This window comes from Aquimarina macrocephali, assembly GCF_051627225.1.
In the GTDB taxonomy this organism is placed as follows: Bacteria; Bacteroidota; Bacteroidia; order Flavobacteriales; family Flavobacteriaceae; genus Aquimarina; species Aquimarina macrocephali.
The window spans coordinates 2910666-2930946 of the sequence record NZ_CP151795.1 but is presented as its reverse complement, the minus strand read 5'-3'; the positions used below and the strand labels follow the sequence as shown (position 1 = coordinate 2930946).

The window sequence follows — 20281 nt, the reverse complement described above, 5'->3', positions numbered from 1 at the left end:
AAAACACCTTTATAAATTTATAAAGGTGTTTTTTATATATAAAAAGTTTTTCTATATTTTTCTTCTACTTAAGAGACTGCTTTAAGCTTTTTAATTGTAGATTTATTTAGCTTCTTTTCGGCATAATCTTTAGTTACTCTAAACTCTGTTTCTTCGCTTTCTGGCAGTTCGAACATTGCATCTGTTAAAATTGCTTCACAAAGTGATCTAAGACCTCTTGCTCCTAATCTGTATTCCAGAGCCTTTTCTACAATATACTCTAATGCACCATCAGTAATTGAAAAACCAATATTATCCATTTCAAACAACTTCTTATATTGCTTTATAATAGCATTTTTAGGAACTGTTAAAATAGACCTAAGGGTTTCTTCATCCAGAGGATTCATATAAGAAAGTACAGGAAGCCTACCAATAATCTCAGGAATCAATCCAAAATCTTTTAAATCTCTTGGAATAATATACTGTAACAGATTATCTTTCTCAATAGCGTCTTCACTTTTAGAAGCACTATATCCAACCGCTTGCATATTTAATCGTTTCTGGATCATTTTTTCGATCCCATCAAAGGCACCACCTGCAATAAAAAGAATATTTTCGGTATCTACTTCTATAAATTTTTGATCCGGATGTTTACGCCCACCTTTTGGCGGAACATTTACTACAGTACCTTCTAGCAACTTAAGTAAAGCTTGTTGAACTCCTTCTCCAGAAACATCTCTGGTAATACTAGGATTATCACTTTTACGAGCTATTTTATCAATCTCATCAATGAATACGATACCTCGCTGTGCTTTTTCAAGATTATAATCTGCAGCCTGAAGTAATCGTGTAAGAATACTTTCTACATCTTCACCCACATAACCTGCTTCGGTAAGTACAGTTGCATCTACAATAGCCAATGGAACGTTAAGCATTTTAGCAATGGTTTTAGCCATTAATGTTTTACCCGTACCCGTTTGACCCACCATAATGATATTACTCTTTTGAATCTCAATATCATCTTCTGTTTGTGGTTGCAATAAGCGCTTATAATGATTATATACTGCAACAGACATTACTTTTTTTGTAAACTCCTGTCCTATTACATATTCATCCAAAAAATTCTTGATAGCCATAGGCTTTCGTAACATTAATTCGTTACTAAGCTCACCTGTTTCTTCATCTTTAGCTTCTTCTACTACAATTCCATGTGCCTGAACAATACACCTATCGCAAATATGGGCATCTAACCCTGCAATAAGCAAATTGGTTTCGGGCTTCTTTCTTCCGCAAAAAGAGCATTCTAAGTCTTCCTTAGCCATAGTTATTTAATTTCATTTTCATAAAAACTTCTCTTGTTTTCGTATATGCATACAAGTATAAGGGAAAAATCCCCTTATTAACAAGAAAAATCACATCATTCTCTAGTCAAAATCTCATCAATCATTCCATACTCCAGAGCTTTATCTGCTTTCATCCAATAATCTCTATCGCTATCCTCATACACTTTATCGTAGGTTTGTCCGGAGTGTTTGGCAATAATTTTATATAATTCTTCTTTTAATATCAAAATCTCACGTGCAGTGATTTCTATATCACTTGCTTGTCCTTGGGCACCACCTAATGGCTGATGAATCATTACGCGACTATGAGGTAATCCAGAACGTTTTCCTTTTTGCCCTGCACATAATAACACAGCTCCCATAGATGCAGCCATACCTGTACATATAGTAGCTACGTCTGGCTTGATAAATTGCATTGTATCATAAATACCAAGGCCTGCATAGACACTTCCTCCTGGAGAGTTAATATAAATCTGAATATCTTTAGAAGAATCTACACTTTCGAGAAATAACAATTGAGCCTGAACAATATTAGCCACCTGATCATTAATCCCGGTTCCTAAAAATATAATACGATCCATCATTAACCTCGAAAAAACATCAAAAATAGCAATATTCATTTGACGTTCTTCTATGATATTAGGAGTCATCCCGTTTGGATACATACTACTAACGATCTGGCCATAATAGTTACTATTAATACCATGATGCTTTGTAGCGTATTTTTCGAATTCTTTTCCGTAATCCATATTTCTTTTTCTGAAATTTTTATTGATAAAAAGGGCGTTAACCTAAAGATAGTTTAACGCCCTAAATATAAGTATAATTCCTTAGTAAATTACAACATTAATTATTTGTAAACTTCTTTTATGAATTCATCAAAGCTAACCTCTTTTATCTTTAGCTTTGCATTTTCTTTATAATAATTAAGCAACTTTTTACTCATCAATTGCTCAGAGATTCTCTTAACCTCTTCTTGATTTGATAATATTCTTGCTGCAATATCCTCTAGCTCTTTATCTTCTGGAGAATTTTGCCCAAATTGAGCCATCTGACCTTTAATCAAATCTTTTGCAAAATCTTTTAATTCTTCAAAAGTTACCTGAAGGTTATTATCACTAATTATTTTACCTTCGATTAATTGATAACGTAATCCTTTTTCACTTTTTTCAAACTCATCCTTTGCTTCATCTTCTGTTAAAGGCTGCTCACCAGTTGCTCTAATCCATTTCTGTAAAAACGTATTAGGAAGGTCAAATGTAGTATTCTCTAAAACGTTTTCAGTAATAGCATTAAGCAGTTGTTGTTCTGATTGTTGCTCGAACTGGCGCTCGGCATCTTCTTTTATTTTTTCTCTCAGATCAGTAACCGATTTTATAACACCAGCGCCATATAGCTTATCAAACAACTCTTGGTCTAAATCTGCAAGCTCCTGAGTATTTATTTCTGAAACTGTAAAGGTTACTTCTATATTAAGATCATGTGCTTCATCATGATTTATTTTTAAAGCACTTATCAAATCATGATCATCGGCAAATAATCCTTTTGTTTTTAACTTGATAACATCACCTATCTTTGCTCCCATAAATTTATCAAGGTTCTTTTTACCTTTAATTTTATCTAGGGAAACAGTAAATGGATTATCTATTTCTTTTTCTTCATTAGCAAAAGAACCAGCTACCAAATCATCTTTCTCTACAGCATCCTTAGGTGTAAGTTTACCATATTGCTTTTGGATAGTTTTGATCTGATTATCGATCATCTCATCGTTTGCTACAATTTTGTAGTGAGTGATAGCTTTTTTGCCATTAAGGTTCACTTCGAATTTTGGAGCTAATCCAAGTTCGAATTCGAAAGAGTAATTATCAGTATCCCAGTCAAAATTTTCCTGTTCTTTAGGCAAAGGATTTCCTAATACATCAAGTTTTTCCTCTGTAAGATATTTATTTAATGCATCTTGTAACAGTTTATTTACCTCATCTACCAAAACTGCTTTTCCATATTGTTTTTTAACAAGCCCCATAGGAACGTGACCTTTTCTAAAACCAGGAATGTTAGCATTTTTACGATAATCACTAAGGATTTTTTCAACCTTATCACTATAATCTTCTTTAGCGATATCTACGGTTACCACTGCATTTAATTCGTCTAATTGCTCTTTTGAAATATTCATTATCTCTACGTTTACTACTAAAAATTGGCTTGCAAAAGTAATACTTTTTTACATCACAACAAACTTTTAACTCCTTGAAAAACAGTAAGCGTTACATTAATTCTTATCTTTCTTCAAAATAGAATGTAGTATTGATTGAAACACAGATAACAAGACACTAAAGATCAGTGCCCACAACCATCCATTTACACTAAAACCAGCTATAAAATAATCTGCCAATAAAATAATTGCTGCATTAATAACTAAAAGAAACAATCCCAAAGTAAGTATTGTGGCTGGTAGCGTTAAAATAACCAGTAAAGGCTTTACAATTGTATTTAAAATTGCCAAAACAACTGCAACTATTAATGCACTAACATAGTTATCGACTCCTACTCCCGGGAGGATTTTAGCTAAAACAAGTACCGCTAAAGCACTTAAAATAAGTTTAAGTAAAAAATTCATACCTCAAATATAAACTTTATCTTATTCAATAAAAAAAACCTGCTGAAAAAACAGCAGGCTTTTATCTAAACATTGTTTAGTATATTTTCTTAGTTAACATCATTGTTTAAGGTAACAGTACCATAATCCGCAGGATTAACCCTTGGCAAAGTAGAACCATAAGTAGCTTTAATAGCATCCAATGTCCCATTTGTTATCAAAGCATGAGCTCTTGGCGTTGGGTGCACCCCATCTAATGAGAACCCTCCTCCACTAACAAATTCTGATGTAATCACTCCTCCATCAATAGAAATACCTCCATTTGCAGCTTGCGCCAAATCGGCTGCTGCATCATAGAACGCCAACCCTTTTGCTGTTGCAAGACCTGCAATAGTAGCATTAAATCCAGTACGAGCATTTTCTATAGCTGTCTGTTCTGCTGGGATTAACACGTATTTATCTTCCAAAGGAAAACTAACACCATTAACCGATAATTGTCCTGCATCTTCTTGGGACAAACCTAAACCTACCAATTCTGCAAATCTGGCTTCATTAAGTTTCCCTATAATACTTGAACTGGTAAGCACTAACAAATCATCTGCAGTAGCTTGTCTTGCCTGACCGTACTGTGCTCCAAAAAGAGCTGCTTTTAACGCTCCAAATGTAGGAGTTAAAGCTGCAGTCAATTGTGCCGTTTTATCCTCGAGCGATTCATCTTTAATTACCACAGCACTTGCTCCGGTAGTAGAAAATTCTATTGCTCTTTCTGGAACACCAATACCTGCAAATGCAAGGTTTAATCCTGCATAGGTTGCATTAAGAGTAGGTATTTGTGGTCCGAAATCAGGATTCAAAGGACTTAATGGCGCATAAGGAACAGTTGTGAAAAATGGTATAGAAGTTACACTTGGTAAATTCAACAACACTCCTTTTGCTCCTTTTGCAGTAAGTGCATCAATTAATTGACTATATACACCTGCAAATACAGTAGTATTTGTAATATCATTTGAACCATATGAAGTTGGATCAAGATTAGGCACTTCATTATTATCTGCTCCTACACCACCAGAAGTAGCATAGCTAAGTATATCATTATTTCCGATCCATAAACTAAAAAACGTAGGATTCTGTGCTACAGCATCTCCTATTACTGTTGCTGTTGCCGAAGAAGCAAATCTTGCATAATAAGGATTTGCCAAACCACCTGCTACCCCAGCTACATTACCATATCCTGGTGCAGCCAAATGAAAACTTTTTGCTCCGGGAACTCCCATATTATTAAAAGAACCGTTTAAACTACTAGATATCTCGGTAGTAGGTGCGGCTCCTGTATACACAGAAGGACCAACAGGCTTACCATCTGCATCAAAAACTAGCACAAATCTATTGTCTAAAATCTGAGTTCCTCCTAGTAATGCTCCTCCTGTATTATCCGACATTAATGGTTGTGTAAAATCACCACCACCTGCAAATGCAAATTGCTTGGATAATATATTAGGATATGAATTTTCTTGTCCTGTTATATATAATGCTCCGTCGGCAAAACCAGCCGTAAGTGAATTTCCTAATGCCACATAAGTACTAAAATCAGCTTCTCCACTTTTATACGTTCCGGCTTCATCAATCGGATTATCAAATTCTGGCTCACATGCTATTATTCCTAATGCAAGAATTGCTAAGTATTTTATATTTTTCCTCATCATCTTTATTACATTTTATAAGTTAAACCAAGTCCAGGAGCAAATGCGCTGGATTTATATGTTCCTCCAAAAGATTCTCTACCACCAGTCGAGTTTGTACCAAAATCATAAGAAGCATCCACCTCTTCAAATCTTAAATAAAAGAATGAAGCATCAATAGCTAGCTTAGGTGTTACAGCAAAACTCAAACCACCAGTGAATCCATCAGAGTCATTACGAGGCGTTTCTGGAGCAAAATAACCTGGTTGCACTGGAGTTTCATCACGATAATACCCTGCTCTTAAGGTAATTTTATTAGTCGCCTGATACTGCAATCCAAGTCGGTATACTGAAGAATTTTTATAATTACGTGGGTTTACTGAATTAGAACCATTACCAAAAGTAAGATCTAATGATTCATATACATCCCAGAATTGTCTGTTATAATCAAATGCAAATACCCATTTCTCATATTCGTATGAAAGTCCTACAGTAAGCTCTGCTGGTAATGGTAGCTCTGCATTAAAAGTTGTAGTTCCATTAGCCGGTGCTGCAGGAGAATTTGGGAAATTCGAAAAAGTAGCTTCTCCTCCTTCAACTTCCATAATAATCTCACTACGATAGTTAAACCCTATATGAAAATCTTCGGTAGGATTAAACATTGCTCCTATACTCCATCCCCAATTAGTAACTCCAGAATCATCAACCGTAATATTGGAACGATTACCTTCTAAATCGGTTGTTGTTCTACTGGCATTACGATTAAAATTCACAGAACCCGTAACATAAATAGGTCCACCACCAATACTAAAATAATCAGAAATCTTAAACGATACTACTGGCTGTATATAGATTGCCGCTAATTCAATATTATTAACCAAATGAGAACCTGCCCAATCAGTCGGCCATTCTACTTCACTACCAAAAGGAGTATATACTCCCAAACCAATAGACATCCAATCATTTACCTTATAAGAACCATATAAATTAAGAGGAGTACCCACAGAACTATCAGTTTCTGAAGAAGTACCTAATCCTTGGTTTTGATATATTACATCTGTAAAAATCCCACTTACACCAACACTTACGTTTAATTTATTTTCTAAGTACACAAGACCCGCAGGATTAAAGAATACCAACTCAGCACTACTTACCACAGCTACACCAGTATGCCCCATGGCAATCGCTCTTTGTCCTTGCACACTAACTCTATATCCGCCTGCATACGTAACCAAAGTTACCGAGACGAACAGAATAAATAATAAAAGTTTTCTCATAATTAATTAGTATTGTTTGTTATGTTAGAATGAACTTGTCTACTTTTTTGTTTGTGAGTAAAAAATTTTGGCAGTTAATCTAGAACAAAAGGTTTTTTAAGGGCTTCACCAAGACATATTATGGTAAAGACACAAAAATTTAGAGGCCAAAATGTAAAATTCGTAGGTAAACAAAAAGTTTAGATAAGTTCTACATTAAAATTTGATTTTCCAAATTTAATAGAAAATACCAATTATCCAACGAAATCATCAAAATATTATGCATACATAGCATTTTTTCTCTATTTTTTAATGAATTCTAACACTTCTTCCAAAAAATTCGTCGGGTTTTCGGCATGTAACCAGTGACCTGCGTTTGAAATTTCCCCGATTACCGAATTAGGGAATTGTTTTTTTATTCTGGCTTCATCTTCTTCCAAAATATAATTAGATCTTTCTCCTCTAAGAAAAAGAGCACGTCCAGAATAACTATATTGTTCCGGAAGTTCTACTCCTATTTCATAAGCATTTTCAATCAATGCTTTTAAATTTATTCGCAATCCGAGCACCCCTTTATCTATCCAGTACAAATTTTTAAGAAGGAACATTCTTACTCCTGCATCAGGCACATATGCACTTAACTCCTGATCCACTTCTCCTCTGGATTTTAAAACTTCAAAATCTAAAGCACTTAATCCATCCAAAATATCCTGATGATGCAATGGATAATATTTTGGTCCTATATCGGCTATAATTAGATGATCAATCAAATCAGGATATTTTGATGCAAAAAGCATTACCGTCTTCCCTCCCATGGAGTGTCCCAAAACATTACAGTTTTGCAAATGATGTTCTTCACAATACGTTGCTAAATCATCTGCAAGTATATCATAACTAAACTCATTACTATGAGGACTTCTTCCATGGTTTCGTTGATCTACCAAATGAACCTGAAATCCTTGTTCAGAGATTTTCTTTCCGAGTGTTTTCCAATTATCTCCCATCCCTAAAAATCCATGAAGGATTATAAAAGGTTGCCCTTCTCCAAAAACATTTGCATGTAACTTCATATCTACAATTTATTTTAATCGATGCAAATACATATTAACTACATTTTCTAATCCCAGATATATAGATTCACTTATTAAAGCATGCCCAATAGAAACTTCAAGAAGTCCAGGGATATTTTCTTTAAAAAATTTGATGTTATCTAAAGAGAGGTCATGACCTGCATTTACTCCAACCCCAAGGTCTATTGCTTGTTGAGCACAAACCGAGTAAGGCTGTATCGCTTTCAAGTTTCCTTTAGCATATTCTGAAGCAAATTCTTCAGTATACAATTCAATTCTATCTGCTCCCGTAATTGCAGCACCTTCTATTATCTCAGAAACGGGGTCTACAAATATTGAGGTTCTAATATCATTACGTTTAAACTCAGATATTACTTCTTTTAAAAAACCTTCATGTTTTTTTGTATCCCAGCCCGCATTACTTGTTATAGCATCCACTGCATCAGGCACCAAAGTAACCTGTGTTGGTTTAACAGCCAATACTAACTCTATAAACTTAGGGATTGGGTTTCCTTCTATATTATACTCTGTACTTACAATTGGCTTCAGATCATATGCGTCCTGATATCGTATATGTCTCTCATCTGGTCTTGGATGTATTGTAATTCCTTCTCCCCCAAAATTCTGGATATCGGTAGCTACTTGTATTAAATTCGGAGTATTTCCTCCTCTTGAATTACGTAAAGTTGCAATTTTATTAACGTTAACACTTAACTTTGTCATAGTTTTTGATGTCTTTTACTAAAAAAGCAAAAATACAAAGTTGAGAACGCCTTGATTGTATATTTTTTGATTATTTTGCATAATATAGCCCCCAAAAGTTATGAAAACGAATTTATACATAGTTAATGAAATAGAACCTCTTGATGTATCTGTCAAAGTAACAGAGGCACAATTGCTATTCAATGAACTTACTTATACCCATTTTCCAGTTATAAAACAGAATATATATCTAGGATGTATCTCTGAAGCAGATATCCGATGTTTTGAAACCGACAAAACTTTGGATACATATCAATACGCCCTTGAAGGATTTTATGTAAGAAAAGATGATAACTGGTTGGATATTCTAGAATCTTTTGCACAGAATAATTCTAATATTATGCCAGTACTTGATGACAACAATAGTTATATAGGCTTTTTTGAACTTGGTGATATTATAAACCTTTTTAATGAAACCCCGTTTCTTAGTGAGCCTGGTAATATTTTAATAGTAGAAAAAGGTGTTCTGGATTATTCTTTTAGTGAAATTTCACAAATTGTAGAATCTAATAATGCCAAAGTGTTGGGGTTATTTATATCTAATATGGAAAATGATGTTGCACAGATAACATTAAAAATTAGTGATAGTGACATTAACAATATCGTACAAACATTTAGAAGATATAGCTATAATATTGTTTCAAAACATCAAGATGATACATTTTTGACAAACCTTAAAGAAAGATCCCAATATTTAGCAAAATACCTTAATATTTAGAACAGTTTACCTAATCCAATACTAACACAAATCAAATTATAATGAAGATCGGTATATACGGCCAGTTCTATCATAAAAATTCGGGAATCTACATCCAACAGTTATTAGAAACTCTTGACAAAAATGGTGTAGAAGTTGTAATTGAGAAAAATTTTCTCGAATTGATAAATCTTCATGATGAAATAGATAAAACATATTCTCATTTTAGCACTTTTGAGGAACTAGATACATCTTATGATCTTTTTTTTAGTATCGGAGGGGATGGTACTATTCTCAAAACGATCACCTATGTTCGAGATTTAGGAATCCCTATTGCGGGTATCAATACTGGAAGACTAGGTTTTTTGGCAACCATTCAAAAAGAAGAAATTAAAGATACTATAGCACTCATCCTTGACAAAAAATTTTATATTTCTTCAAGAAGTCTCGTAACGATAGAAACTTTACCAGCAACTGAAGAATTCGGAGTATTAAATTTTGCTATGAATGAGATCGCAGTAAGTCGAAGAAATACAACCTCTATGATTACTGTACATACAAGTCTTAACAATGAATTCCTTACTTCATATTGGGCAGATGGCTTAATTGTTTCTACCCCTACCGGCTCTACAGGATATTCATTAAGTTGCGGTGGCCCAGTAATGATGCCTGATGCAGAAAGCATGGTACTCACTCCTATTGCTCCGCATAATCTTAATGCAAGACCTCTTGTTATACCAGATAGTCAAGAAATCAAATTACAAGTTTCGGGAAGAGAAGACACCTATTTGATTTCTTTAGACTCAAGAATACATACACTACCAAATGAAGCTACAGTAGTTATTAAAAAAGCTCCTTTCAAAATCAACATGGTAGTTCTTCAAGATGATAGTTTTCTAAAAACGTTGCGTAAAAAGATGCTTTGGGGGGAAGATAAACGCAATTGAACAATAAAATGTGCTAAAAAGTGTTTTTTATTCATACTATTTTACTCAAATTCTTGTGTACTAAAGTTAATTGTTATATTTGCAAACTTTTGAAAATCTATGAGATACTTAGCATCACTTATAATTGTTGTATTTTTTATACAACCAATCGCATCACAAACTTACGAGGTAGGTTTGATGGCCGGAGGAGCTAACTATATAGGAGATGTAGGATCTACATACTATATTTCGCCTAATAATGTTGCTTTTGGAGCTATCGGAAAATGGAATCGAAGTAAACGACATGCTTTTAGAGCTTCATTTTTATATGCCAAACTCAATGCTAATGATGATAAAGGAGATGACAGAAGAAAACAAAGAGGATTAAGTTTTAGTAATTCTGTAAAAGAAATATCGCTAGGAATGGAATTTAATTTCTGGGATTGGTATCTTTACGACGGAGAATCCCAATTTACCCCTTATCTATATACAGGAATCACCACATTTAATTATGGTGCATTAGCTGTTGATGCGAATAATCAAATCGACGCGTATGCCGATAAATGGAGTTTCGCAATCCCTATGGTTTTAGGGATTAAAAAAACATTAGGTGAAAATTTTGTATTTGGCGCAGAAATAGGTGCTCGATACACGTTTACTGATAACCTTGATGGCAGTAATCCTGATGATAGATTTGGAACAGGATTTGGTAATTTAAATAACAATGACTGGTATGTATTTACAGGTATAACACTATCGTATACCTGGGGTAGAATACCGTGTTTTTGTGCTTTCTAAAAATGATTGATAAAAAACAATTAAACACTAATATCCCACAGCACGTTGCCATTATTATGGATGGTAATGGGCGATGGGCCAAAAAGAAAGGTCTATTTAGAGCCGTTGGTCACGAAAACGGAACTAAAGCTGTTAAAGAAGCTGTAGAAAGCAGTGCCGAAATAGGCATTAAGTATCTTACACTTTATGCTTTTTCTACAGAAAACTGGAATAGACCAAAACTTGAAGTAGATACCTTAATGAAACTTTTGGTAAGTTCATTAAAAAAGGAAATCAAAACACTTCAGGACAATAATATTAAACTTAATGCTATTGGAAATTTGCAGTCGCTTCCCAAAAAAGCGAGAGTAGAACTTTTAGAAGTTATCGAAAAGACCAAATCCAATACACATATGACGCTTACTCTGGCTCTGAGTTATGGAAGCAGAGAAGAGCTTATAAAAACTATCCAAGAAATAAGTATTAAAGTTAAAAATGGTGTAATTTCGCCACATCTTATAAATGAATCAGTCATTAATGAGCATTTGTACACAAAAGACCTGCCTGATGTGGACTTATTGATACGTACCAGTGGGGAACAACGTATCAGTAATTTTTTACTATGGCAAATTGCGTATGCAGAATTATATTTTACAGAAATTTTATGGCCAGACTTTAAAAAAGCCGATTTATTCGAGGCCATATTCAATTATCAAAAAAGAGAAAGAAGATTTGGAAAAACTAGTGAGCAGCTCAGTTAAAGAAATGACAAAAAAACTACCTATTACGTATTTTACGTTACTCGCCTTATTAATATCAACATCACTTTCTGCACAAAATTTACCTGGTGCTAACGGGAAAGAATACATTATTGGAGATATTAAAGTTACCGGGATTACCAGTTACAATGAAAACACAGTAATTACTTTTACTGGCCTTAGAAAAGGAGAGCGTGTTTTTCTTCCGGGAGATCGGATAAGTAAAGTCATTAAGAAATTGTGGGATCTCGAATTATTTAGCGATATTAACTTTTACATTAGTAATGTAGAAGGAGACGTTGCTGATCTCGAAATTAACATACAAGAAGTACCTGAGTTAAACGAAGCCCGTATTCAAGGAATTAAAAAGCGTAAATCCGAAGAGTTAATTAAAGACAATGGATTAACCAAAGGTGCAAAGGTTACAGAAAACCTCATAACTACAACTCGTAATTTTATTACTAATAAGTATAAAAAAGACGGATTCCTAAACACTAAAGTTGTTGTTAACACCATTCCTATTAAAGACACAGTTGCAAGCAACAAGGTAAATATGGTTGTTCTGATCGACAAAGGAGATCGGGTTAAGGTTGATAAAATCAATATAGAAGGAAACGAGCAACTTTCTGATGCTAAGGTGCGTAGAGCAATGAAAAACACCAAGCGTAAGAAATTTTTAAGATTCTGGAAACGATCAAAATATATCCGAGCAGATTACGAGGAGGATAAAGATAATATCATTACTAAATATAAAGAAAAAGGATATCGAGATGCTCGTATCACCTCTGATAGTTTGATTATAGAAGATGATAATAGTGTATCGCTTAACCTTAATCTTGAAGAAGGTAATAAGTATTATTTTGGTAATATTACATTTCTAGGTAATAGCGTATATACCGACAGAGAATTAGCTCGACAGCTCGTTATTAAAAAGGGAGATGTGTATAATGGCGTTCTTCTAGAAAAACAAATTGCAGATAATAGTAAGCCAGATGCAAATGATCTTACCAATTTATATCAAAATAATGGGTATTTATTTTCTTCTATTGATGCAGTAGAAACAAAAGTATACAATGACACTCTTGATTTTGAAATCAGAGTACGTGAAGGAAAATTAACCTATTTTGATCATATTACCGTTACCGGAAACGATAAAACAAATGATCATGTAATTTATAGAACACTTAGAACCAGACCAGGTCAACGTTACAGTAAGGATCTTGTAGTACGAACCGTTCGTGAATTGGGGCAATTAGGATTTTTTGATCCAGAACAACTAGAACCTCAATTTCAAAATGCAAATCCTCAAGCTGGAACTATAGATATTAATTATCCTGTAGTAGAAAAAGGATCCAGTCAAATTGAGCTTCAAGGTGGTTTTGGAGGAGGTGGTTTTGTAGGAACTCTGGGACTAGCTTTTAGTAACTTCTCAATACGTAATATTTTTAACAAAGAATCTTACAGTCCTCTACCAATGGGAGATGGTCAAACTCTTAGAATCAGAGCTCAGGCCAGTAGATTTTTTCAAACCTATAGCCTTTCTTTTGTAGAACCATGGCTGGGAGGAAAAAGACCATATCAGCTCTCTACATCATTCTCTCACACCATTCAGTTCTTGCTTAACAATAGAACGCGTAAAGTAGATAGAGACAGTAAATTCCTTATTACCGGTGGATCAATAGGAATAGCCAAAAGGTTAAATTGGCCCGATAATTACTTTACATTATCTCAAGCCATCAGTGTAAGACATTATAATCTTAAAAACTATAACACCCGATTATTTACTTTTGGTAATGGATCTTCTAATGATTTATCCTATACCATTGGTATCAATAGAAATAATACAACTGTAAACCCAATTTTTCCAACGGGTGGATCAGAATTTAATCTTGTTGCCAAACTTTCTGTACCCTACTCTCTTTTTGATGGGGTAGATTACGGTGAATTAGCAGATCGTAGAGATTCTTTAGAAGAAGAAAGAAGTAATCTCGATAACACAAATTCGAGAGATCTTGTAAGAAGTGCAGAAATAGGCACTGAGATTGGAGAAATCGATCAGGAGCGTTTTAAATGGCTAGAATACTATAAACTTAAATTTGATGGTACCTGGTATACAAGTTTAGTTAATATAGGGAAAAAACCCCTAGTTTTAAAGACAAAAGCAGAATATGGTTTTTTAGGTGCATATAATAATAATAGAGGTAATATTCCTTTTGAACGTTTTTTCCTGGGAGGAGATGGATTAGGGGCTACAAGTCTTGATGGTCGTGAAGTTGTTTCATTAAGAGGATACCCAAATCAATCTATTACACCTCAAAGTAGAACTAATAATCAAGATTTTGATGCCGATGGGGCAACAATTTATAACAAATATTCGTTAGAGCTTCGTTATCCTATAACACTAAAACCCGCAGCATCAATATATGTGCTAGGATTTTTGGAAGGTGGAGCTTCCTATGATAGCTTTAAAAGTTTCAACCCTTTCCAATTAAGTCGTTCTGCTGGAGCAGGTTTACGTATCTTTATGCCAGCATTTGGGTTATTAGGTATAGATTTTGGGTATGGTTTTGATCCTATTCCGGGAACAAATCAGGCTAATGGATGGGAAACCCATTTTATTATAGGACAACAATTTTAGTTTTGGCACGATTATTTCTATATACACACAAAGTTATGAAAACAAAGGGTCTTTTACTAGTTGCAGCAGTCAGTTGGCTATTTTTCACAAACGCAGTACATGCACAGAAAGGTATTAGGATTGGCTATATTGATATGGGCTATATTCTGGAAAACGTTCCAGAATACAACGAAGCTTCTTCTGAACTCGAAACCAAAGTACAAAAATGGAAAGTTGAAATAGAAGCTGAACTCAAAGAAGTTGAAGAAATGCGTAAAGATCTTAATAATGAAAGAGTCTTGCTTACCAAAGAACTAATTGAAGAAAGAGAGGAAGATATCTTTTTTAAAGAAAAAGAGATATTAGAATATCAACAAAAACGATTTGGTCCAAATGGAGATCTTTTTATTCAGAAAAAAAGATTAGTTCAACCAGTACAGGATCAAGTTTTTGTAGCTGTCCAGGAGATTGCAAAAAACAAAAAGTATGATTTTGTTTTTGATAAATCAGCAGATCTTGTGATGCTCTATTCTGCAGATCGATTCGATATAAGTGATCAGGTATTGCTAAGAATAAACAGAGCTTCAAAAAGAAAACAGCTCAATAGCAAAAAAGACAAGAAAGCTCTGGAAAGAGCCGAAAAAAGAAATGTAGAACAAGAAACAGAAATATCAGATAGAGACAGAGCAGCTCAAAAAAGATTATCAGAAAGAGAGCTACTTCTTAAAGAACGTAAAATCCAAAGAGATTCTATAAGAGCTGCAAAAAAGAAAGAGTTTGAAGCAAGAAGAGCAAGATTATTAGAACTACAAAAAAGAAAAAAAGATTCTATTAATGCTTTAAAAACTCAAAAAGAAAATCTGAAAAATAATGATTCATCGTCTGGTTCTGACAATGATTAAAAAATTAATTTTTATAAATTTATAACACCTTTTAATATTACTTACAAATGAAACAATTTAGAACATTACTAGTAGCTATTGCACTTATCATAGGAACCTCAAGTTTTATGAATGCTCAATCTAAAGTAGCGCATATCGCGTCGCAAGAGCTAGTAGAAGCAATGCCTGCTTTTAAAGCTGCAAAAAGTGAGATCGAAAAATTGAACAAGACCTATGATGCAGAAATTAGAAATATGGTGTTAGAATTACAAAACACTATCAAAAAATATTCTCAGGAAGCTGAAACTAAAACTGACGAGGAGAACTTAAAAAGACAGCAAGAAGTACAGGCTACAGAGAAAAGTATTAACGATTATAGAACAAATGCGCTTCAGGATCTTCAGAAAAAAGAAATCGAACTAATGAAGCCTATCTATGAACAAGCACGTACATCTATCCAAAAGGTAGCAAGAGCACAAGGTTTTCAATATGTATTAGATTCTACTACAGGAACCGGAGTAATTATGGCTGATGGTAAAAACCTAATGGCAGATGTAAAAAAAGACTTAGGTATCTAACAGTTTTACTTTAAACTTTAAATAAAAATAAAAAAAACAGTGAGATGTCATCTCACTGTTTTTTTTATTTTTGGGATAAACTATTATGTAATTATGCAAGATCAACCTATTGGCATATTTGACTCAGGTGTTGGTGGAACAACAATCTGGAAAGAAATCGCCTCTCTATTGCCTAATGAGGACACTATCTTTCTGGCTGATAGTAAATATGCTCCTTATGGTAAACGTAGTAAAGAAGAGATTACCGCATTAAGCATTAAAAACACCGAAAAACTCCTTGATTTAAATTGTAAGATCATTGTGGTTGCATGTAATACTGCGACTACAAATGCCATAAAAACGCTACGATCCACTTACAACATACCAATTATTGGTATTGAGCCAGCTATAAAACCGGCAGCTATTAATACCAAAACAAAAAAAGCAGGTGTACTTGCTACAAAAGGTACTTTATCTAGTGAGTTATTTGTCAAAACATCAGATCTGTACACTCAAAATATTGAAGTCATTGAAGTCATTGGCACTGGACTGGTGGAGCTTATTGAAAAGGGCAAGATAGATACGGATGAAATGTATTCATTGCTTCATTCTTATATTACCCCTATGCTTAACAAAAATATAGATCATTTAGTCCTTGGATGTACACATTACCCCTACTTAATCCCACTTCTAAAAAAAATGCTTTCCGACGAGATTATAATTATTGATTCGGGAGAAGCGGTTGCACGACAAACTAAAGCTGTATTGATTGCAAATAATCTTTTAAATCCAAACCCCAAAATAGGCAAACATACTTTATATACTAATGGTAATGTAGACATACTAAAGAATATATTGCATGAAAATACGATTACGTATACTGCTAAAACTTTAGACTTTTAATTTTTATAAGACATAAACTTAAAAAAGATTGTCTAAAAAATAATGTTCTTCATTTTTATAAGACATAAAGCAACAAATTAGTTCTCAAAAAGACAATAAATAGATTACTTCTAGACAATCTCCATTTCTTTAACTTAAAAGAGGATTAGCAGTAAATAGGTCCGCTAATTCCACCACCACCAGTACCGCCACCGCCAGTGCCTCCACAATTATTAGTGTAACACGTTTGCCCCGGTTGATTACCTTGTCCAGCACAACTGTGTAATGATGGATTACCTGTTCCTCCAATAATAGCTTTAGAGGCTAGGTTAGAAATTTTAATTTTTTCTAGAGACAGTTTTTTTAACGATTCTCTTTTTTTCATTATCTTAAGTTTTTGTAGTTAATAATACCGGATATTACAAATTACAACAACTAACGCTTGTTTTCTTAGCGTCTTTTAACAAAAAAAAAGAGAATTTCATAATTATGGACTATGATTATTTAAAATAATTCAATAATGTTCCTTTTTTAGAAGAAGACACAGCCAATTCTTTGCCCGAAGCAAGTACAACGCTCCCTCCTTTCCCCTTCCGATATCGCGTTATTTTACTCACATTCACCAAATAGCTTTTATGAGTTCTTACAAATCCGTGAGTATTTAGGGATTCTTCAAAATATTTCAGCGTTTTGCTTACTAGTTTCTGACCTTTATCCAAGTAAATTTTGGTATAGTTATCGTCAGCTTCGCAATATAGAATATCACAAATCTGTAGAACTTCAAAACCATCTTGCTGCGGGATCGTGATTTTACCTTCTACCGTAGTTACTTTAGGAACTAAAACAGTGTCCAAAAGAGCGGCTTCGCGTTGCTTGATATAGCTTACATGATCAACGGCTTTGATAAGGTTATCAATTGCAATAGGCTTTAACAGGTAATAGGTTGCCTGAGCATTTAAGGCATCTACCGCATAATGATCATAGGCAGTTACAAAAACAATTTCGAATGCGCGATCAGGCACTTGCTCCAATAAATCAAATGCATTACCGTAAGGCATTTCTACATCCAAAAACAACATATCAGGAGTATGAGATTCTAGCAGGACTAATGTTTCTTTTACACTGGCAGCTTCTCCCAAAATAGTAACCGAAGGGCAATATTTCCCTAAATAATTTCTAAGTATGGCTCGGCTATTAGCTTCATCATCTACTATGATTGCAGTTAAGTTCATTTACTTGTCTTTCTTAAGAATTAATTTTACCTGGGTTCCTTCTGTATTATCTTCTAGGTCTGATATAAAAACATCTACCTTATCTTTATACATTTTATTAAGGATTGCAATTCTCTTTTTGATATTGCCCATCCCTCTGGATTTTTGAAGTTTTTGATTTTGCGTTTTCAATTCTTTAGACTTTTTACGCCCTATTCCATCATCAGTAATTATAATTTCAATACTCTCTGATGTTTCTTTTTGAAAACGTATGGATAACAAGCCCTTTTCTGTTTTATATCGTAGCCCATGCCATACAGCATTTTCTACATATGGTTGCAATAACATAGGAGGAATCATATATTCATTAATGTCGATTTCTGGATCAACCTCAACCGTATATTCAAATTTATCCTGAAACCTAAAATGCTCTAACTGCACGTATAACCTTAAAAGTTCTATTTCTTTTTCTAGAGGAATAAAATCCTCTTCACTATTCTCTAAAACAGCTCTCATCAATAACGAAAAATCAGTAAGGTATCGATTTGCGGTTCTTTCATCACTCGTAGCTATAAATGTATTTACAGAATTTAAAGCATTAAAAATAAAATGAGGATTCATTTGGGAGCGTAGTGATTTTAATGCTAAAAGGTTATTTGCATACCGTTGTTGCTTCATATTACGATACATTAAATACGCAGCAAGAAGTAATAAAACTGTTAACCCTATTAAAAAATAGATTACAATTTGTTGTCGTATACTTTGTTGATTTGCTATTTCTTGAGAAGCAAATGCCAATTCATATTTTGCCTCATTTAGCTCTCTGTCTTTCTCTAGCGTGGTAATCCTATTTGCTCTCTGCGCTAACTCTCTACTAAAACGAGCTGCTTGTGATATCTCCTGATCTTTTTGTATATATAACTTATCGATGATGACTTCATATTCTTCAAAGGCATCTGAAGCTTTTTTTAATTCTCCTTTTTCCCGATAGACTTCTCCCAGTTTTCGGGTGGCATCTTTTTGAACAATTAGATCATTTTTTGATTCTGCTTCCTTAATACTTTCTTTCAGATATGGAATAGCTTCATCATATTCTTCTTGCGCAGCAAAGGCACTAGCAATTTTATAATTCTGTACCTGAGTAGTTAAAGAATTATCTTCTGCCGTTGGACCTTCATTTTCATTAGTTTCCTCGATCTCTTCGATATCCTCGAGTGCTTCTTTTCTTAATTGTATTTCTTTACCGTAGCTATTACTCTTATTATAAAAATCTGCTGCAGCCGATCTTTGCCGTGCCGATGTCTTTTTATCCTTTTGTTGTGCTAACTGTACCGAATTATCCAAATACTCCTCAGCATCTCTAATGTTTCCTTCCTCCTGTAACACTTCGGCTAGCTTAGAATTTAATAAGATCACTCTATCATCCAGTTTTTTTCTCTGGCTTATAGAAAGAGCTTTATTATAATTGGTAATAGCATCAGGGTAATTTTGTAGTCCTTTATAACTATCTCCTAAACCTTCATAGACAATAGCTCTTTGAGTATTATTTAATCTAGATTGCTGTAACTGGTCAAAAGTATTTAAAGCCGCCTGATAATTTTTACCTTCTAATCGTGCATTAGCCAATTTAATTTTTACATCAGTGCTATATTTATTTTTAAGACTCATGAGATAATTACTTTCAGCAAGATCGGGTTGTTTCCAATACTTATAAATATCTGCTAATGACTCAAACAATTCGGCTTTTTTATCATCTGACGAAGGATCATCATCTCGTATAGTCTCTAAAGCATTAGTGATATATTCTATACTTGTAGCAGCATCCTTTTTTAAAGTACTTTTTGCTGCTTTTAGATTTTTCTTATACCGAGACTCGCTTTTTTGTTTTGAAACCGATGGTGATTTAGCCTCCCGAGGATTATCATGTACTTCAATATCAATTTTTTGACCATCTTTGATCGTATATCGAATTGTATTAAAACTATCATGAGTAATTACAAGTTCGTCTCCAACACGGGCTTCTATTTTAAAATTACCAAAAATATCAGTTGTTACCGTTCCTTTCCCTAGTACAGTTACGTCTACATCTCTAACTGCTTTTCGAGTACTCTTTTCTTTCACAGAACCTTTGATACTCATTGATTCTGATCGCGCCCTTCTAGCACCATCTTGTCCCAAAACCAATACAGGCAGGAACCAAAGAAATACTATTATCAAACCAATCTTCTTCATTATATACTATTAAAACAAGGTAAACTTAATCCATTTAAGTGGGATAATAAAATTCGGA

19 protein-coding genes are annotated in these 20281 nt (G+C 33.9%); 8 read left to right on the top strand and 11 right to left on the bottom strand.

Annotated features, from left to right (window positions below):
- Positions 1-68: 68 nt before the first annotated feature.
- The 8 genes from clpX to AAFU52_RS12620 all read right to left on the bottom strand — a co-directional run bounded on the left by clpX (position 69) and on the right by AAFU52_RS12620 (position 8646).
- Positions 69-1301 (bottom strand): ATP-dependent Clp protease ATP-binding subunit ClpX, encoded by a 1233-nt coding sequence (clpX, locus tag AAFU52_RS12655; protein ID WP_438426602.1) that lies wholly within the window; start codon positions 1299-1301, stop codon positions 69-71.
- 95 nt (positions 1302-1396) lie between these two features.
- Complete coding sequence (gene clpP / locus AAFU52_RS12650) at positions 1397-2071, bottom strand: ATP-dependent Clp endopeptidase proteolytic subunit ClpP (RefSeq protein ID WP_024771559.1); 675 nt, start codon at positions 2069-2071, stop codon at positions 1397-1399.
- A 101-nt stretch (positions 2072-2172) separates the two neighbouring features.
- On the bottom strand, positions 2173-3495 hold the full coding sequence (gene tig, locus AAFU52_RS12645; protein ID WP_438426601.1) for a trigger factor: 1323 nt from the start codon (positions 3493-3495) through the stop codon (positions 2173-2175).
- Positions 3496-3591: 96 nt separating this feature from the next.
- The gene (locus AAFU52_RS12640; RefSeq protein WP_024771561.1) at positions 3592-3939 is read right to left on the bottom strand and encodes a phage holin family protein; all 348 of its coding nucleotides are present in this window, start codon (positions 3937-3939) and stop codon (positions 3592-3594) included.
- 89 nt (positions 3940-4028) lie between these two features.
- The gene (locus AAFU52_RS12635; protein WP_438426600.1) at positions 4029-5621 is read right to left on the bottom strand and encodes a G-D-S-L family lipolytic protein; all 1593 of its coding nucleotides are present in this window, start codon (positions 5619-5621) and stop codon (positions 4029-4031) included.
- A gap of 5 nt (positions 5622-5626) precedes the next feature.
- The gene (locus tag AAFU52_RS12630) at positions 5627-6874 is read right to left on the bottom strand and encodes an OmpP1/FadL family transporter (protein WP_024771563.1); all 1248 of its coding nucleotides are present in this window, start codon (positions 6872-6874) and stop codon (positions 5627-5629) included.
- A 281-nt stretch (positions 6875-7155) separates the two neighbouring features.
- Positions 7156-7923, bottom strand: coding sequence for an alpha/beta fold hydrolase (locus tag AAFU52_RS12625; protein WP_438426599.1), 768 nt, complete (start codon positions 7921-7923; stop codon positions 7156-7158).
- A gap of 9 nt (positions 7924-7932) precedes the next feature.
- Positions 7933-8646 carry a pyridoxine 5'-phosphate synthase gene (locus tag AAFU52_RS12620; protein ID WP_024771565.1) on the bottom strand — a complete coding sequence of 238 codons (714 nt, stop codon included), beginning with the start codon at positions 8644-8646 and terminating at the stop codon, positions 7933-7935.
- Positions 8647-8746: 100 nt separating this feature from the next.
- Here AAFU52_RS12620 and AAFU52_RS12615 point away from each other — a divergent pair, with 100 nt between their 5' ends.
- The 8 genes from AAFU52_RS12615 to murI all read left to right on the top strand — a co-directional run bounded on the left by AAFU52_RS12615 (position 8747) and on the right by murI (position 16801).
- Positions 8747-9403, top strand: a complete 657-nt coding sequence (locus AAFU52_RS12615; protein ID WP_438426598.1) for a CBS domain-containing protein — start codon at positions 8747-8749, stop codon at positions 9401-9403.
- Positions 9404-9444: 41 nt separating this feature from the next.
- Complete coding sequence (locus AAFU52_RS12610) at positions 9445-10329, top strand: NAD kinase (RefSeq protein WP_024771567.1); 885 nt, start codon at positions 9445-9447, stop codon at positions 10327-10329.
- A gap of 99 nt (positions 10330-10428) precedes the next feature.
- On the top strand, positions 10429-11106 hold the full coding sequence (locus AAFU52_RS12605) for a DUF6089 family protein (protein WP_438426597.1): 678 nt from the start codon (positions 10429-10431) through the stop codon (positions 11104-11106).
- Positions 11107-11108: 2 nt separating this feature from the next.
- A complete protein-coding gene (locus AAFU52_RS12600) occupies positions 11109-11846 on the top strand; it encodes an isoprenyl transferase (protein ID WP_024771569.1) in 738 nt (245 codons plus the stop codon).
- 4 nt (positions 11847-11850) lie between these two features.
- Positions 11851-14481 (top strand): BamA/OMP85 family outer membrane protein, encoded by a 2631-nt coding sequence (locus tag AAFU52_RS12595; RefSeq protein ID WP_084050467.1) that lies wholly within the window; start codon positions 11851-11853, stop codon positions 14479-14481.
- Between the two features lie 35 nt (positions 14482-14516).
- Positions 14517-15362, top strand: a complete 846-nt coding sequence (locus AAFU52_RS12590; RefSeq protein WP_024771571.1) for an OmpH family outer membrane protein — start codon at positions 14517-14519, stop codon at positions 15360-15362.
- Positions 15363-15409: 47 nt separating this feature from the next.
- Positions 15410-15919, top strand: a complete 510-nt coding sequence (locus AAFU52_RS12585; protein WP_024771572.1) for an OmpH family outer membrane protein — start codon at positions 15410-15412, stop codon at positions 15917-15919.
- Positions 15920-16009: 90 nt separating this feature from the next.
- On the top strand, positions 16010-16801 hold the full coding sequence (gene murI, locus AAFU52_RS12580) for a glutamate racemase (protein WP_438426636.1): 792 nt from the start codon (positions 16010-16012) through the stop codon (positions 16799-16801).
- 145 nt (positions 16802-16946) lie between these two features.
- Here the strand turns inward: murI and AAFU52_RS12575 are convergent, their stop codons facing one another.
- The 3 genes from AAFU52_RS12575 to AAFU52_RS12565 all read right to left on the bottom strand — a co-directional run bounded on the left by AAFU52_RS12575 (position 16947) and on the right by AAFU52_RS12565 (position 20223).
- Positions 16947-17165: a hypothetical protein gene (locus tag AAFU52_RS12575; RefSeq protein WP_024771574.1), complete on the bottom strand. Its 219-nt coding sequence runs from the start codon at positions 17163-17165 to the stop codon at positions 16947-16949.
- 115 nt (positions 17166-17280) lie between these two features.
- Entirely contained in the window at positions 17281-18012 is a 732-nt protein-coding gene (locus AAFU52_RS12570; protein WP_438426596.1) for a LytR/AlgR family response regulator transcription factor, read from the bottom strand.
- Positions 18013-20223, bottom strand: a complete 2211-nt coding sequence (locus tag AAFU52_RS12565; protein WP_438426595.1) for a histidine kinase — start codon at positions 20221-20223, stop codon at positions 18013-18015.
- Positions 20224-20281: the final 58 nt, after the last annotated feature.

Bases quoted from the DNA above. Each gene is read 5' to 3' on its own strand.
- clpX (WP_438426602.1), bottom strand. From the start codon at position 1,301: ATGGCTAAGGAAGACTTAGAATGCTCTTTTTGCGGAAGAAAGAAGCCC.
- clpP (WP_024771559.1), bottom strand. From the start codon at position 2,071: ATGGATTACGGAAAAGAATTCGAAAAATACGCTACAAAGCATCATGGT.
- tig (WP_438426601.1), bottom strand. From the start codon at position 3,495: ATGAATATTTCAAAAGAGCAATTAGACGAATTAAATGCAGTGGTAACC.
- AAFU52_RS12640 (WP_024771561.1), bottom strand. From the start codon at position 3,939: ATGAATTTTTTACTTAAACTTATTTTAAGTGCTTTAGCGGTACTTGTT.
- AAFU52_RS12635 (WP_438426600.1), bottom strand. From the start codon at position 5,621: ATGATGAGGAAAAATATAAAATACTTAGCAATTCTTGCATTAGGAATA.
- AAFU52_RS12630 (WP_024771563.1), bottom strand. From the start codon at position 6,874: ATGAGAAAACTTTTATTATTTATTCTGTTCGTCTCGGTAACTTTGGTT.
- AAFU52_RS12625 (WP_438426599.1), bottom strand. From the start codon at position 7,923: ATGAAGTTACATGCAAATGTTTTTGGAGAAGGGCAACCTTTTATAATC.
- AAFU52_RS12620 (WP_024771565.1), bottom strand. From the start codon at position 8,646: ATGACAAAGTTAAGTGTTAACGTTAATAAAATTGCAACTTTACGTAAT.
- AAFU52_RS12615 (WP_438426598.1), top strand. From the start codon at position 8,747: ATGAAAACGAATTTATACATAGTTAATGAAATAGAACCTCTTGATGTA.
- AAFU52_RS12610 (WP_024771567.1), top strand. From the start codon at position 9,445: ATGAAGATCGGTATATACGGCCAGTTCTATCATAAAAATTCGGGAATC.
- AAFU52_RS12605 (WP_438426597.1), top strand. From the start codon at position 10,429: ATGAGATACTTAGCATCACTTATAATTGTTGTATTTTTTATACAACCA.
- AAFU52_RS12600 (WP_024771569.1), top strand. From the start codon at position 11,109: ATGATTGATAAAAAACAATTAAACACTAATATCCCACAGCACGTTGCC.
- AAFU52_RS12595 (WP_084050467.1), top strand. From the start codon at position 11,851: ATGACAAAAAAACTACCTATTACGTATTTTACGTTACTCGCCTTATTA.
- AAFU52_RS12590 (WP_024771571.1), top strand. From the start codon at position 14,517: ATGAAAACAAAGGGTCTTTTACTAGTTGCAGCAGTCAGTTGGCTATTT.
- AAFU52_RS12585 (WP_024771572.1), top strand. From the start codon at position 15,410: ATGAAACAATTTAGAACATTACTAGTAGCTATTGCACTTATCATAGGA.
- AAFU52_RS12575 (WP_024771574.1), bottom strand. From the start codon at position 17,165: ATGAAAAAAAGAGAATCGTTAAAAAAACTGTCTCTAGAAAAAATTAAA.
- AAFU52_RS12570 (WP_438426596.1), bottom strand. From the start codon at position 18,012: ATGAACTTAACTGCAATCATAGTAGATGATGAAGCTAATAGCCGAGCC.
- AAFU52_RS12565 (WP_438426595.1), bottom strand. From the start codon at position 20,223: ATGAAGAAGATTGGTTTGATAATAGTATTTCTTTGGTTCCTGCCTGTA.